Annotated in this window: 16 protein-coding genes; 14 read left to right on the forward strand and 2 right to left on the reverse strand. The window is 55.8% G+C overall.

Translation table 11 applies throughout. The features are described 5' to 3' along the window. The first annotated feature begins 200 nt into the window (after positions 1–200). The 10 genes from IBT46_RS07060 (at position 201) to IBT46_RS07105 (ending at position 8,917) form a co-directional block, all read left to right on the forward strand. Positions 201–1,226 (forward strand): methionine ABC transporter ATP-binding protein, encoded by a 1,026-nt coding sequence (locus IBT46_RS07060; RefSeq protein ID WP_200545030.1) that lies wholly within the window; start codon positions 201–203, stop codon positions 1,224–1,226. After that, positions 1,219–1,887 (forward strand): methionine ABC transporter permease, encoded by a 669-nt coding sequence (locus IBT46_RS07065; protein WP_105591654.1) that lies wholly within the window; start codon positions 1,219–1,221, stop codon positions 1,885–1,887. The genes IBT46_RS07060 and IBT46_RS07065 overlap by 8 nt, the downstream gene beginning before the upstream one ends. An 18-nt stretch (positions 1,888–1,905) precedes the next feature. Next, on the forward strand, positions 1,906–2,718 hold the full coding sequence (locus IBT46_RS07070) for a MetQ/NlpA family ABC transporter substrate-binding protein (RefSeq protein WP_105591653.1): 813 nt from the start codon (positions 1,906–1,908) through the stop codon (positions 2,716–2,718). Between the two features lie 270 nt (positions 2,719–2,988). Further along, positions 2,989–3,351 (forward strand): type II toxin-antitoxin system RelE/ParE family toxin, encoded by a 363-nt coding sequence (locus tag IBT46_RS07075; protein ID WP_200545031.1) that lies wholly within the window; start codon positions 2,989–2,991, stop codon positions 3,349–3,351. Beyond that, a complete protein-coding gene (locus tag IBT46_RS07080; RefSeq protein WP_200545032.1) occupies positions 3,335–3,634 on the forward strand; it encodes a helix-turn-helix domain-containing protein in 300 nt (99 codons plus the stop codon). Before IBT46_RS07075 ends, IBT46_RS07080 begins: the two co-directional genes overlap by 17 nt. Positions 3,635–3,763: 129 nt before the next feature. Further along, positions 3,764–5,233 (forward strand): catalase, encoded by a 1,470-nt coding sequence (locus IBT46_RS07085; RefSeq protein WP_200545033.1) that lies wholly within the window; start codon positions 3,764–3,766, stop codon positions 5,231–5,233. Positions 5,234–5,371: 138 nt separating this feature from the next. Next, entirely contained in the window at positions 5,372–6,103 is a 732-nt protein-coding gene (locus tag IBT46_RS07090; protein ID WP_200545034.1) for an amino acid ABC transporter ATP-binding protein, read from the forward strand. A gap of 23 nt (positions 6,104–6,126) precedes the next feature. After that, complete coding sequence (locus IBT46_RS07095; protein ID WP_200545035.1) at positions 6,127–6,795, forward strand: amino acid ABC transporter permease; 669 nt, start codon at positions 6,127–6,129, stop codon at positions 6,793–6,795. 19 nt (positions 6,796–6,814) lie between these two features. Then, entirely contained in the window at positions 6,815–7,606 is a 792-nt protein-coding gene (locus IBT46_RS07100; RefSeq protein WP_200545036.1) for an amino acid ABC transporter substrate-binding protein, read from the forward strand. A 3-nt stretch (positions 7,607–7,609) separates the two neighbouring features. Next, positions 7,610–8,917, forward strand: coding sequence for an NtaA/DmoA family FMN-dependent monooxygenase (locus IBT46_RS07105; RefSeq protein ID WP_234480000.1), 1,308 nt, complete (start codon positions 7,610–7,612; stop codon positions 8,915–8,917). Here the strand turns inward: IBT46_RS07105 and IBT46_RS07110 are convergent. Next, positions 8,914–9,564 carry a TetR/AcrR family transcriptional regulator gene (locus IBT46_RS07110; protein ID WP_305038804.1) on the reverse strand — a complete coding sequence of 217 codons (651 nt, stop codon included), beginning with the start codon at positions 9,562–9,564 and terminating at the stop codon, positions 8,914–8,916. The two genes, IBT46_RS07105 and IBT46_RS07110, sit on opposite strands and share 4 nt — an antisense overlap. 278 nt (positions 9,565–9,842) lie before the next feature. Here IBT46_RS07110 and IBT46_RS07115 point away from each other — a divergent pair, with 278 nt between their 5' ends. The 4 genes from IBT46_RS07115 to IBT46_RS07130 all read left to right on the forward strand — a co-directional run bounded on the left by IBT46_RS07115 (position 9,843) and on the right by IBT46_RS07130 (position 12,736). Beyond that, positions 9,843–10,100, forward strand: coding sequence for a YdgH/BhsA/McbA-like domain containing protein (locus IBT46_RS07115; RefSeq protein WP_200545037.1), 258 nt, complete (start codon positions 9,843–9,845; stop codon positions 10,098–10,100). A gap of 36 nt (positions 10,101–10,136) precedes the next feature. Then, positions 10,137–10,394, forward strand: a complete 258-nt coding sequence (locus IBT46_RS07120) for a hypothetical protein (RefSeq protein WP_200545038.1) — start codon at positions 10,137–10,139, stop codon at positions 10,392–10,394. A 97-nt stretch (positions 10,395–10,491) separates the two neighbouring features. Beyond that, entirely contained in the window at positions 10,492–11,079 is a 588-nt protein-coding gene (locus tag IBT46_RS07125; RefSeq protein ID WP_200545039.1) for a hypothetical protein, read from the forward strand. Between the two features lie 169 nt (positions 11,080–11,248). Further along, on the forward strand, positions 11,249–12,736 hold the full coding sequence (locus IBT46_RS07130; protein WP_200545040.1) for an aldehyde dehydrogenase family protein: 1,488 nt from the start codon (positions 11,249–11,251) through the stop codon (positions 12,734–12,736). A 70-nt stretch (positions 12,737–12,806) separates the two neighbouring features. On the opposite strand, the gene IBT46_RS07135 is transcribed toward IBT46_RS07130, so the two are convergent. Further along, positions 12,807–13,736, reverse strand: a complete 930-nt coding sequence (locus IBT46_RS07135; protein ID WP_200545041.1) for an FAD:protein FMN transferase — start codon at positions 13,734–13,736, stop codon at positions 12,807–12,809. Positions 13,737–13,745: the final 9 nt, after the last annotated feature.

A 13,745-nucleotide genomic window follows, 5' to 3' on the forward strand; every position in this document is an offset into this window, starting at 1 on the left:
ACAGGTTTTCAGAACACGAAAGACAGAATCAGGCTCCAAATATTCTCTTTGGTTATAAGGCATATCATTTCAGTCGTTTCCAATAGTTTCCCTGCTGCTTAATATCACCAGGCAATTAGTGCTATCGATAATTCACAAATAAGAATCAGTTTAATTAATCAGCATATTTCGCTGATACGACGGCAGAAAACAGGCAACAGATGATCGTTTTACGCAACGTTTCTAAAATATTTAACGCCCGATCGGGTCCGGTGACCGCCGTTGACAACGTCAATCTGCAGGTAGAGCAGGGCCAGATTTACGGCATTATTGGCTACAGCGGCGCGGGAAAAAGTACGCTGATCCGCCTGCTGAACGGTCTGGAAAAACCCACCTCCGGCAGCGTGGTGATTGCCGGGCAGGACATTGCTCAGGCCAGCGGTGAAGCGCTGCGCCAGGCGCGGCTGAAAATCAGCATGGTGTTCCAGCATTTCAATCTGCTGTGGTCGCGCACCGTCAGCGAAAATATTGCTTTCTCGCTGCAGATTGCCGGTGCGCCGAAAGCGACGATCCAGCGCCGTGTGCAGGAGCTGATTGAGCTGGTCGGGCTGAACGGTAAAGAGCAGGCCTATCCCTCGCAGCTGAGCGGCGGGCAGAAGCAGCGCGTGGGGATCGCCCGCGCGCTGGCCAACAGCCCGGACGTGCTGCTGTGCGATGAAGCCACCTCGGCGCTTGACCCGCAAACCACCGACGCGATCCTCGATCTGCTGTTGGATATTAACCGCCAGCTGAAGCTGACCATTGTGCTGATCACCCATGAGATGCACGTGGTGCGCAAGATCTGCCACCGCGTGGCGGTAATGGAGGCCGGGCACATCGTGGAAGAGGGCGAAGTGCTGTCGGTGTTTACCCACCCGCAGCAGCCGATTACCCGCCAGTTTGTGAAGCAGACCACCGAATACAGCAGCGCCGATACGCCGTTTAATGCCGATTTGGTGGACGCGGCGGCGGGTGCAGTACTGAAGCTGACCTTTGTCGGCCAGAGCACCCGCCAGCCGATCGTCGGTGAACTGACGCTTAAATACGCGCTGCCGTTCAATATCTTGCACGGAAAAATGACCCAGACCGCCAACGGCACTTTTGGTGAGCTGTGGCTACAGGTTCCGGCCAGCGATACCCAGCTGGAGAGTATTTTGGCCGATCTGCACGACCACGAAATTTCAACCGAGGTGGTGAAAAATGTTTGAGTCCCTGTTTCCGCACCTGAAGGTTGACCAGCTGTGGGCCGCCACCGGTGAAACCCTGTATATGACCGCGCTGTCCGGTCTGGCCACCTTTGTGCTGGGTATTGTGCTTGGCCTGGCGCTGTTCCTGACCGCGCGCGGCGGGCTGTTCCAGAACCGTGCGGTGTACGGCGCGATTTCCATTCTGGTGAATGTGTTCCGCTCCATTCCGTTCATTATTTTGATTGTGCTGCTGATTCCGTTCACCAAAACGCTGATCGGCACCATCCTTGGTGCTAACGCCGCGCTGCCCGCGCTGATCGTCGGCGCGGCCCCGTTCTACGCCCGCCTGGTGGAGATCGGCCTGCGCGAAGTGGACAAAGGGGTGATTGAGGCTTCCCGCTCGATGGGCGCGAAGCTGAGTACGCTGATTTTCCGCGTGCTGCTGCCGGAGTCCTCACCGGCGCTGGTGTCCGGTATTACCGTGACGCTGATTGCGCTGGTCAGCTACAGCGCGATGGCCGGGGTGATCGGTGCCGGTGGCCTCGGTAACCTGGCGTATCTGGAAGGTTTTCAACGTAACCACGGCGATGTGACGCTGGTGGCGACGGTAATGATTCTGGTGATTGTTTTTATCATCCAGTTTTTAGGTGATGTGCTCACGACACGGCTCGACAAACGTTAACTTTTAGGAAAATCCAAAATGAAAAAAACACTGACGCTGCTGGCTGCAGCAACCCTGGGTGCCCTGAGCCTGAGCGCATGGGCAGACACGCTGACCGTTGGGGCGTCTAACGTGCCGCACGCGGAAATTCTGGAGCAGGCGAAGCCGATTCTGGCGAAGCAGGGTATCGATCTGGAAATCAAACCGTTCCAGGACTACATCCTGCCGAACACCGCGCTGGCCAGCCGCGATATCGATGCCAACTATTTCCAGCACATTCCGTATCTGAACAGCGTGCTGAAAGATCACGCCGGTGATAAGACCTATGATTTCGTCAGCGCCGGTGCGATCCACATCGAGCCTATCGGCATCTATTCGAAGAAGTTCAAATCGCTGAAAGAGCTGCCGGAGAACGGCAAAGTGATCATGCGTGATGCGGTAGCGGAAGAGGGCCGTATTCTGTCCATCTTCGAGAAAGAGGGCGTGATTAAGCTGAAGCCGGGTGTGAACAAGGTGAATGCGCGCATCAGCGACATCGTGGAAAACCCGAAACACCTGAAGTTCCTGCCGAACGTTGAAGGCGCGCTGTTGCCGCAGATGTACAACAACGACGAAGGCGACGCGGTGGTGATCAACGCTAACTACGCGATTGACGCCGGTCTGGACCCGGTGAAAGACCCGATTGCGGTGGAAAGCGGTGAGAACAACCCGTATGCCAACATCATTACCGTGCATCGCGGTGATGAGAACAAGCCGGACATCAAAGCGCTGGTCACCGTGCTACACTCTAAACAGATCCAGGACTGGATCCGCACCAAATACAAAGGCGCGGTGATCCCGGTTAATAACTGATTTAACGCAGCGTAAAGGCCCGGAACAGGGGGGAGAATACTCCTCTGTTTCGGGCTTTTTTATGGCAATAAAATGGATTTTCCTCCCGACCTCTCTATCGCGTTTGTTAATTGGTTTCAATTTCGAGTTGATGTTTTGTGATAAAAATTTGCTACATCCGATTGACTGTCTGTATTGGCTTTGCGCATTTCCCTTGAAATTATGAATTGCAGTTTCTACACTGAAATTCATAAGCTATAGCTTATAAAAGGACATGCAAGGAGCAAGGGAATGTGGACGGTAATAGTGGGGCTGTTATTCGATCGCTGGTTACATGAGCAGGAACTCGGTTTACAGGAAAAAGTGTTAGCCGATCTGATTCGTCTGAGAACTTTTGGACCTTCACTTTCGCGGCCTTATGCTGATACGGTGAAGGGATCGCGCTATAAGAATATGAAAGAACTCCGTATTCAGTATGCTGGATTGCCGATACGGGCGTTCTTTGCGTTTGACCCAGTCAGACAGGCAATTGTACTTTGCGCCGGCGACAAACGTAACGACAAGCAATTTTATGAAAAGTTGATCCGTATTGCCGATGAGGAATATTCGTTTCATCTTTCTGATTTAGAGGGCAAAAATGAGAACATTAGATGAAGTCATTGCGGCTCGATCGCCGGAAAGTCAGAAACGGATCACCGAACTGGCTGATGAACTGATACTTGAAACCGGTCTGCAAATGATCCGTGAAGAGCTTCAACTATCGCAAAGACATGTGGCTGAAGCCATGGGTATCAGTCAGCCCGCAATCACACAGCTTGAACAGCGTGGCAATGAGCTGAAGCTGGCTACCCTAAAACGCTATATTGAAGCGATGGGCGGTAAGTTAAGTCTGGATGTCGAGCTTCCATCCGGTAAGCGCGTTGCATTTCATATATAAACTTAAACCAGACCACAGTGATTGTGGTCTGGTTATGCTTTGTGCCGTTAAACACTAAAGGCACAATGTTTTTGTGTATATAGTCTACCCTTAATCGCTGGACTCCATAACAAAGTCGGAGAGACAGCGATGAGCAATGATAAACGCAAACCTACCACCAACGATGCCGGTAATCCGGTTGCCAGCGATGAATACTCTCTTTCAGTTGGCCCGGACGGGCCTCTGCTGCTGCATGACCACTACCTGATTGAACAGATGGCCAACTTTAACCGCGAGCGTATCCCCGAGCGCCAGCCGCATGCCAAGGGCAGCGGGGCATTTGGCCGTTTTGAAGTGACAGAGGATATCAGCCGCTATACCAAAGCCGCGCTGTTCCAGCCAGGGGTGAAAACCGAGGTGGTGATGCGCTTTTCCACGGTAGCCGGGGAGCGGGGCAGCCCGGATACCTGGCGCGATCCGCGCGGCTTCGCCATCAAGTTCTACACCAGTGAAGGCAACTACGACATGGTGGGGAACAATACCCCGGTGTTCTTTATCCGCGACCCGCTGAAGTTCCAGCATTTTATCCGTTCGCAGAAGCGCCGCGCCGATAACAATTTGCGCGATCACGATATGCAGTGGGATTTCTGGACCCTGTCGCCGGAATCGGCGCACCAGGTAACCTGGCTGATGGGCGATCGCGGCATCCCGAAAAGCTGGCGGCATATGGATGGCTTCTCCAGCCACACTTATATGTGGGTGAACGGGCAGGGCGAGAAGTTTTGGGTGAAATACCACTTCAAAACCGACCAGGGCGTGGAATGCCTGCACCAGCAGGAGGCCGATCTGCTGGCCGGGCAGGACGGCGATTATCACACCCGTGACCTGTATGAGGCGATCAAACGCGGGGAGTACCCGAGCTGGACGCTGTATATGCAGATTATGCCGTTCGCCGACGCGGATAATTATCGCTTTAACCCGTTCGACCTGACCAAAGTGTGGCCGCACGCGGATTACCCGCTGATTAAGGTCGGCAAGCTCACGCTCGACAGAAATCCGACCGATAACCATGCGCAGATTGAGCAGGCGGCCTTCGAGCCGAACAATCTGGTGCCGGGCATCGGCATCAGCCCGGACAAGATGCTGATTGGCCGCATGTTTGCCTATGCGGATGCGCACCGCGCGCGGCTGGGGGTGAATTACAAGCAGATCCCGGTTAACGCGCCGCATTCGCCGGTGAACAGTTACAGCAAGGACGGCGCGATGCGCATGAATCCGGTGTCCGACCCGGTTTATGCACCGAACTCCAAAGGCGGCCCGGTGGCCGACGGCCAACGCTACCCGACGGATTCCACCTGGCATGCCAGCGGTGAGATGGTTCATGCACCGTACAGCCTGCATCGTGACGATGACGATTACGGCCAGGCGAACACGTTGATTAATCAGGTGATGGACGATGCCGCCCGCCAGAGGCTGGTGGATAACGTCAGCGGCCATCTGCTCAACGGTGTGGAGGAGCCGGTGCTGTCCCGCGCCTTTGAATACTGGCGCAATATCGATAGCCGTATTGGCGATCGCATTGCGCAGCAGGTCACCGCCGAACGTGCTAAACGCCCTTAATCCTTACGGCCTCCTTCGGGAGGCCATTTTTCTGCTGTTTACTTCAGCGAATAATAACTAACCTTATAATTTTTAAGCATTCGTCTGCAATTTTTTGCAACGTTACACTGCCCCAAAGTGATTTTTAGCGGGGCGGTCATGATTAAAGTCAGCGGATTAAATAAGAAGTTTAAGAGTTATCAGGCGCTTAACGACATCAGTTTCAGCGTCCGACGCGGCGAAGTGGTGTCGATTATCGGGCCGTCCGGCTCGGGAAAATCCACGCTGCTGCGCAGCCTGAATCTGCTGGTGAAACCCGACAGCGGCCAGCTCACCATCGGTGATGAAACGGTCGATGCCGCTTCCCTGACCCACCGCAACACCACCCGCTTTCGTCGCCAGAGCGCGATGGTCTTTCAGCATTACAACCTGTTTAAGAACAAAACCGCGCTGGAAAACATCTCCGAAGTGCTGATCTACGGCCGTGGCTATCGCCGGGATGAGGCGCGCGATCGGGGGATGGAACTGCTGACCAGCGTCGGGCTGGCGCATAAGGCCGACGCCTGGCCCATTACGCTGTCCGGCGGTCAGCAGCAGCGCGTCGGCATCGCCCGGGCGCTGAGCCTGGAACCGGAAGCGCTGCTGCTGGATGAACCCACTTCATCGCTCGACCCGGAGCTGCGGCGCGATATTCTCAACCTGATCGCCAGTCTGGCCGAGCGCTCGCTGACCATGCTGATCGTCACCCATGAAATGAAGTTCGCCCGCGATATTTCACAGCGGATATTTTTTATGGAGCAGGGGCGCATCCTTGAGCAGGGCGCGCCGGATGTGCTGTTTGATCCCGTCACGGAAAACCGCGCGCACCGCTTCCTCCACGAATTTGCCTGATACCACGATAAGGACATCCCGCCATGAATTTTGACGTTGGCTATATGCTGGGGATTATTCCCCAAATCCTGACTTACCTGCCGATCACCCTGTTTATTTCGCTGTGCTCTATCGTGCTGGCTACCGTGCTGGGAGCCGGGCTGGCCGTGTTGCTGCGCGGCATCCGTCCGCTGGCGCTGTTCGCCCATCTGTATATCTCCTTTTTCCGCGGTACGCCGGTGCTGGTGCAGCTGCTGATTATCTACTTCGGCCTGCCGCAGCTGTTTCCGGTGCTTAACAGCCTGAGCGCCACGCACGCGGTGATCATCGGTCTGAGCCTGAACAGTGCCGCCTATCTGGCCGAGGTGTTTCGCGCGGCCATCGACTCGGTGGATCGCGGGCAGTGGGAGGCGTCGCTGGCGTCAGGCCTCAGCCATGTCAACGCGGCGAGGCGCATTCTGCTGCCGCAGGCGTGCCGCAATGCCATTCCCGCCGCCGGAAATATCTGGATTGGCCTGATTAAGAACTCGTCGCTGGCCTTTACCCTCGGGGTGAGTGAACTGCTGGCGGGCGGCAAGCTGATCGCCACCGAATCACTGAAATTCTTTGAAGCCTATTTCGCCGTCGGGCTGGTGTACTGGGCGCTGACCATTGTACTCAGCGCGCTACAGCGGCAGCTGGAACGCTATATCGGCAAACCTTACGTCCTCTGACTAACCGGGAAAAACAATAATGAAAGGGTATAAATTTGTACTGATTGCCGGCGCGCTGGCACTGCTGAGCGGCTGTGATAATGCCGCCGATAAATCTGCGGAGCAGCCGGTGCTGAGGGTGGGCGCCACGCCGGACGGCTATCCGCACTATTTTAAGCAGGGTAACGAAATCAAAGGCTTCAGCGCTGAGATCCTGCAGGCGGTGGCGGAGAAAATTCACTACAAAATCGAGTGGGTGACCTCCGACTGGGTCGGGGTGCTGGGCTCGCTGGAAACCGGCAAAGTGGATACGGTGGGCAATTTCGCCGACACCCCGGAGCGCCGCAAGAAATATGATTACAGCGTGCCGTATTACTACTCTGCGGCGGCGCTGGCGGTCAGTGTGAATAACAACAGCATCCACGGGCTGAGCGATATGGCCGGGAAAACCGTGGCCGCCGAGCTGGGTTCGAACTATGCCAAAGTGCTGAAAGAGTTTGACCCGGAAAACAAAATCAAGCTGGTGACCTTCGAAGGGTCCGATGTGGTGTTTAACAGCGTGGCGCAGGGCAAGGTGGATGCTTTTGTCTCCGGCCAGGTGATCCTGCTGGGGCAGATCAAACATAAGAATCTGCCGCTGAAAGTGGTGGGTGAAACCTTTGGCGAGAAGCAGGTCGCGCTGCCGTTCCGCAAGGATGCCCGGGGTGAGGAGCTGAAGGCGAAGGTGGATAAAGCGCTGACCGAACTGCGCGCCGACGGCACGCTGAAGAAGATCTCCGAGAAATGGTTTGATACCGATCTCACCGTCAGCACCCAACCGGCGAAGGGGTAAATTATGTCACTGCATCTGGCGCTGTTTCTGGAAACCACCGGCTGTCACTATGCGGGCTGGCGGATGCCCGGCGCGGCAAAACCGAATCCCACCGACTGGCCGCTGATTAAATCTCTGGCGCAAAAGGCCGAGGCGGCAAAGTTCGATCTGATTTTTATGGCCGACAAGCTGTCGATTGATGATGTATACGGCGACAGCGTGACGGAAGCGGTCCGTCATCGCGTGACCGAGCGGCCGGAACCGTTCACCGTGCTCTCCGCGCTGGGCGCGGTTACCGATAAAATCGGCCTGGCGGGGACCATTTCCAGCTCGGTGATCCAGCCTTTTGCCGCTGCGCGCACCCTGGCGACGCTGGACCATCTGACCGGCGGGCGCGCCGGCTGGAACGTGGTGACCTCGACCAGCGATGCCGAAGCGGCCAATTTTGGTCAGACGCTGCTGAGCCACGAACAGCGATACGAAAAGGCAGAAGCGTTTATCGAAGCGGTCCGTACGCTGTGGGACAGCTGGGCGGATGATGCGATTATCGGCGATCGTGAAAATGGCATTTACGCCGACGGCAGCCGGATTCGCTATGCCGGTATTGACAACGACTGGTTCAGCAGCCGCGGGCCGCTGAATATTTCCCGCCCGCCGCAGGGCCATCCGGTGACGTTTCAGGCCGGTGGTTCAGGGCCGTTTATGGAGCTTGCGGCACGCACGGCGGATGCGGTGTTTGCCGCCGAAAAACCCGATCTGGCCTCGGCTCAGGCCTGGTATGCGGCGGTCAAAGCGCGGGTGGTGGCCCACGGTCGAACGCCAGACAGCCTGAAGATCCTGCCCGGCTTACAGCCGGTGATTGGTCGTACGCAGAAGGAGGCCGACGATCTGCTGAATGAGCTGAAGCAGCTGCATCATCCGCTGGCTACGCTGACCCATCTTTCAAACACCATGAACTACGACTGGGCGCAGCACGATCTTGACGGTCCGGTGCCGGATATTGTCGGCCAGCTGGCGAGAAAAGAACGCTTTGCGCCGATGCTGAGCCATGCGAGAGAGCAGGGAATGACCGTGCGGCAGTTTACCAAATGGGTCGCCGGGTCCGGATTTATCGTGGCGGGAACCGCACAGTCGCTGGCGGCACGTATCGCCGAGTGGTATCAGCAGCGTGCGGTGGATGGTTTTGTGGTGATGCCGCCGTGGATTCCCGAAGCCTCGGATGCCTTTTTCAACGACGTGGTGCCGCTGCTACAGGAGAGGGGCGTGTTCCGCACAGCATATCAGGCCGATACGCTGCGCGGTCATTTAGGCCTGGAGCGCCCGGCGCGTTAATCCACGCCCAGCCTGCTGAGTACTGGCCACTGTAGCATCAGTGTATCCACCAGCGTATTCAGTTCCGCTTCCGTCGCGCCTTCGCGGGCGCGTACGGACATCCCCTGCAGCAGGCAGCCCAGCCAGGCGGAAATGCCTTTCAGGTCCGCCCGCGGGTCCAGCTCGCCGGCCGTCTGACGGTCCTGCAGAAACTCCAGCAGATTCTGTTCCTGGTTGTCGTGCCGCCTGCGCAGCATTTTCGCCACGTCTTCAGAGCTGGCGGAAAGACCGGTTGAGGTGCAGATAAAGAAACAGCCGCCGGGCTTTTCGCTGTCGGTAAAACAGGCCGCCGTTGAGCGGAAGTAGTTTTCCACGCCGCTGGCCACGCAGCTGTCCGGGCAGGAGAGTGCTGCGGCACTTTTACTGGCGAACTTCTCGGTATAGCGATCCACCGCCGCGCGGAACATTCCCTCTTTATTGGTAAATTCAGCATACAGCGTTGGCGCTTTTGCGCCCGTCGCCGCCACCAGATCGGCCAGCGACGTAGCTTCATAGCCATGACGCCAGAACAGCTCCAGCGCGATATCCAGCGCCGCTTCCCGATCGAAGGTTTTTGGCCGTCCCCGGCCTTTACGTGTAGCTGCGTCCTGCTCAGTCGTTGTCATCATTCCTCGCTTAGCATTACCGCACAAATGATTAAATTATCAATCAGTATAAAAACATTGTTAGCCGCTGTCGAGCGGTACGTAATGGCGGATTTCGTCTGGCGTTATGCAAAAAAGTGCTCACTATAAAAATAGTAAATTCAATGAATTAGTTATTATATTATCGATCGTTAATAAAATGGTGTTGACGATACGTACGACGGAGGATAACATTTAATTATCGATCGTTAATTAATAACGACGCAAACTAACCGAACAGCACAAAATCGAGAGTAAATATTATGAAAACCATTAAAATGACCATCGCTGCAATCGCTCTGGCTTCCGTTTCTTTCACCGGCTTCGCGGCCGATCTGGTTAACAGTGCACCTCAGCAGCAGCAACAGATTGGGGTTGTTTCTGCCGGCGGCGCGTCAAATCTTTCTTCACTGGAAGCGAAACTGGCGGCGAAAGCCGAACAGGCAGGCGCGAAATCTTTCCGAATCACCTCGACTTCTGGCGATAACAAACTGCACGGTACAGCGGTTATCTATCAGTAATTCATCTATCACAGGAAAAGGCATCAAGGGGACATCATGAACATTCGTAAAACGGCCCTTGTTGCAGTCATCCTGAGCACGGTTTCCGGTGCCAGCCTGGCAGCACAAACAGAGGGTTACCTGACCACGGTGCAACAGCCTTCAACCACCAGTTTTGTCACCGGCAGCACCACGCTGGTTGCACTGACGACCCAGCTGTCGGGCAAGGCCACCGCCGTGCCTGCCAGAGCGATTCGCACCGCAGCGTATACGGAACCGAATAGCCTGCTGGGTACCACCATCAGCTATCACTGATATGCACTTCTTATCGGACGCCGCTTCTTAACAGCGGCGCCTTTCTGTTTTGGCAATTTACGTACTATCCTCACCCCCACTCTATAAGGAATCGATAATGCGTATATTTGGCTATATCAGCGAAAAAGAAAGTCGATATTCAGACAGCAAAACGCCGTTTTTACCGGGGTATAATTTCCACGAGCGTCATCAGTCCGGGCCTATTCGTGCCAGCGCAGAGGCTATCCTTGATGCCGTTGCCGCGTACGATATGCGTGGCGATCCTCTTTCTAATGCTTTCATGACGTTGCGCGAGTTGCCTGGTAAGTTTTTCCCCGCGAATAAATCTCGTGAGCCACAGGCAGCCTTTGGTGTGCATACCTTCACCCCGCTGGATCGACAGCCGGACCGTCTGACTTACGGCCTGACCGGGCGGTTCTGGCGACCTGATATGGGCATTATTCCGCTGCGGGATGTGCACAAATTCTTTGCGTTCAACGAGCCCGGTGTGGCCCGCCTGGTGTTGCATTTTCAACTGCTGCCGGAAGGCGACGCCTGGCGGCTGCAAACCGAAACGTTTATCAACTGCCCGGACAATGCCACCCGGCTCAAGTTGCTGCCTTACTGGCTGTTGATCCGCACGGCCAGCGGTATTATTCGCAAACGCACGCTTTCTGCTATTCAGCGCCAGCTTTCCCTGCCTTAACGTACTTTCAACGATTCATCATTACCGCATCATTGTCTGATGTGAAAGCACGCAAGCTCAAACAGAAGACCCCACAGATAACGCAGATTGATAGCGTGGTAAATCCAGTGGTCACGGGGCTTTCGCCCCCTGACAAGAATGGATTCTCTCTCTCAAACAGGGGCTTTGTATGACTCAGGTAAAACAGCTGGCGGCGGTGAGCGCATTTTTACAACGCGATCACGGCCATTTTATTAATGGATTGAGCCAGCCGGGGGGAGGTGCTCTGCGCCCGGTTATCGACCCTGCGACAGGGAATGAGGTGGCACGCGTTCACGACGGCTGTGCGGAAGATGTTTCGGCGGCCATGGCGGCGGCTCAGCAGGCATTTCTTGGCAGCTGGGCGGAGATGCCCACGCTGGCGCGGGGGAACATGATGCTGAAACTGGCCGATGCCATGGAACAGCATCGGGAAGAGCTGGCGCAGATAGAAACGCTGTGTTCCGGGAAAACCATCGCGCTGTCTCGCGGCCTGGAAGTGGATCAGGCGGTCGCATTTTTACGTTACTTTGCCGGATGGTCAGGGAAAATTTACGGCGAAACGACCGAAATTTCCCTGCCGTCATTCAACGGAGAAAAGTATCGCGGATTCACCCAGCGTGAACCGCTGGGGGTCGTGGTTGGCATTATTCCCTGGAACTTCTCGATCATGATTGCCATCTGGAAAATGGCGGCGGCACTGGTTTGTGGCTGTACCGTGGTGCTGAAACCGAGTGAATTTACCCCGCTGACCATGCTGAGGGTGGCGCAGCTGGCCGCCGACGTTGGCTTCCCTCCGGGCACGATCAACGTTCTCAACGGCAACGGCGGATTGCTGGGCCCCTTACTGATCGAACACCCGTTCTGTGCCAAAGTGACCTTTACCGGTTCGGTGCCGACCGGCCGTGCGGTGGGTAATGCCGCCAGCGCGCTGGCGAAACCGGCGACTCTGGAACTGGGCGGTAAAAACGCCGCACTGTTTCTGGCGGATATGTCGGTCAGTGAGATGGTCGACGGTATCATGGAGGCAGGCTATGTGAATCAGGGGCAAATCTGCGCGTCGGCGGAGCGTTTTTACCTGCCTGCAGAGAAAATGGACGAGGTGCTTAGCGCGCTGATCCAGCGGCTTTCTCAGCTGAAAGTGGCTTCGCCGTTCGAGGAAGACTGTCAGGTTGGGCCGCTGGCCAATAAGGCCCATCTGGAGAAAATTCTGAAGATGGTTGCCAGGGCGAAAGAGGATGGTGATGAGATCCTTTACGGTGGATATTCGCCGGACCGTCCCGGCTACTATTTCCTGCCAACGGTGGTGAAAGTCCGCAGCGAAGACTCTACGCTGATGCGTGAGGAAACCTTCGGCCCGGTTGGATCGTTCCTCGCCTATGACGATGAGGAAAAGGTACTTCAGCAGATCAATAACACGCCGTTCGGTCTCGCCGCCAGCGTCTGGACGCATAATTTCAATAAGGCAATTCACTATAGCGAGCGCATCCAGGCCGGTATTGTCTGGATAAACATGCATACCTTCCTCGATCCGGCGCTGCCATTTGGTGGAATAAAAAGCTCCGGTAACGGGCGTGAGTTTGGTAGCGCATTTATCAACGACTACACGCGTCTGAAATCGGTCATGATGCGTTATTAATCATCTCTCCGGGCGATGAACGCATCGCCCGCCTGACTTCAGATAATCTCGGTTGCAAGTCACGCAGTGGTCAGATCGTTGCATTGTGTAGCAGGTAACTGTCATCCAGCAGAGAAAAGCTGAACTGACGCTGTGAAGAACAGATCACCCGGCGGTCGCGGGTGACAAAAATCGCTTCAATCTGCGGTGTATCTGCCAGATACGTCAGGCTGTTTTCCACGCCCATGCCGTACAGCAGCGTGGTCCAGATATCACCATCAATCGACTCTCGCGATATCACAGTCACGCTGAGCAGTTCGTTATCCAGCGGATAGCCGCTGCGCGGGTCGAGAATATGATGGTAGCGCCGTCCGTCGAGTTCGAAATAGCGCTCATAGACGCCAGAGGTGACTACCGATCGGTTCATCACCTTAATCACGCCAATCAGCGCACCGTCTTCAGCAAAGGGCTGCTTCAGGCCGATGCCCCAGCACCGCTCCGTTTGGTGGCCGAGCGTCTGAATGTTGCCACCGAGGTTAATCAGCCCGTAATCCACCTGCTGCTGGCGCAGATAGTCGCGCACCTCATCGGCGATCCAGCCTTTCGCAATCGCCCCGAGGTCAATTTCCATACCGGCCTGATGCAGAAACACACTGTGGCTATTATCGTCGAGGGTCATCCCGTCGGGCCGGGTCAGCGCCAGTAACGCCCTGATTTCAGCTTCCGGCGGCACGCTGTTGCCCTGAAAACCAATTTTCCAGCGCTTAACCAGCGGGCCAATGGCAAAATTAAATGCGCTACCGGGCAGCAGGCTGACCCGGTGAGCGCGTTTGATCAGTTGATACACCGGCGGGCTGACGGCCACCGGATGGCGGCCCGCCGCATGATTAATCGCCATCACCTCCGAGTGGGGGCGATTCACGGTCAGCCGGTTTTCCTGCTGTTTAATCAGCCGGAATACCCCGCGAGCCAGCGCTTCATCATGATCAAACAGCTTCAGCAGGATCGGGGAACCCATCATCACAGCGGA

The sequence above is a fragment of the Erwinia sp. S38 genome (assembly GCF_016624545.1).
Classification (GTDB): Bacteria; Pseudomonadota; Gammaproteobacteria; order Enterobacterales; family Enterobacteriaceae; genus Erwinia; species Erwinia coffeiphila.

Bases quoted from the DNA above. Each gene is read 5' to 3' on its own strand.
- IBT46_RS07120 (WP_200545038.1), top strand. From the start codon at position 10,137: ATGAACATTCGTAAAACGGCCCTTGTTGCAGTCATCCTGAGCACGGTT.
- IBT46_RS07125 (WP_200545039.1), top strand. From the start codon at position 10,492: ATGCGTATATTTGGCTATATCAGCGAAAAAGAAAGTCGATATTCAGAC.
- IBT46_RS07090 (WP_200545034.1), top strand. From the start codon at position 5,372: ATGATTAAAGTCAGCGGATTAAATAAGAAGTTTAAGAGTTATCAGGCG.
- IBT46_RS07070 (WP_105591653.1), top strand. From the start codon at position 1,906: ATGAAAAAAACACTGACGCTGCTGGCTGCAGCAACCCTGGGTGCCCTG.
- IBT46_RS07080 (WP_200545032.1), top strand. From the start codon at position 3,335: ATGAGAACATTAGATGAAGTCATTGCGGCTCGATCGCCGGAAAGTCAG.
- IBT46_RS07075 (WP_200545031.1), top strand. From the start codon at position 2,989: ATGTGGACGGTAATAGTGGGGCTGTTATTCGATCGCTGGTTACATGAG.
- IBT46_RS07115 (WP_200545037.1), top strand. From the start codon at position 9,843: ATGAAAACCATTAAAATGACCATCGCTGCAATCGCTCTGGCTTCCGTT.
- IBT46_RS07100 (WP_200545036.1), top strand. From the start codon at position 6,815: ATGAAAGGGTATAAATTTGTACTGATTGCCGGCGCGCTGGCACTGCTG.
- IBT46_RS07135 (WP_200545041.1), bottom strand. From the start codon at position 13,736: ATGATGGGTTCCCCGATCCTGCTGAAGCTGTTTGATCATGATGAAGCG.
- IBT46_RS07065 (WP_105591654.1), top strand. From the start codon at position 1,219: ATGTTTGAGTCCCTGTTTCCGCACCTGAAGGTTGACCAGCTGTGGGCC.
- IBT46_RS07095 (WP_200545035.1), top strand. From the start codon at position 6,127: ATGAATTTTGACGTTGGCTATATGCTGGGGATTATTCCCCAAATCCTG.
- IBT46_RS07130 (WP_200545040.1), top strand. From the start codon at position 11,249: ATGACTCAGGTAAAACAGCTGGCGGCGGTGAGCGCATTTTTACAACGC.
- IBT46_RS07085 (WP_200545033.1), top strand. From the start codon at position 3,764: ATGAGCAATGATAAACGCAAACCTACCACCAACGATGCCGGTAATCCG.
- IBT46_RS07110 (WP_305038804.1), bottom strand. From the start codon at position 9,564: ATGATGACAACGACTGAGCAGGACGCAGCTACACGTAAAGGCCGGGGA.
- IBT46_RS07105 (WP_234480000.1), top strand. From the start codon at position 7,610: ATGTCACTGCATCTGGCGCTGTTTCTGGAAACCACCGGCTGTCACTAT.
- IBT46_RS07060 (WP_200545030.1), top strand. From the start codon at position 201: ATGATCGTTTTACGCAACGTTTCTAAAATATTTAACGCCCGATCGGGT.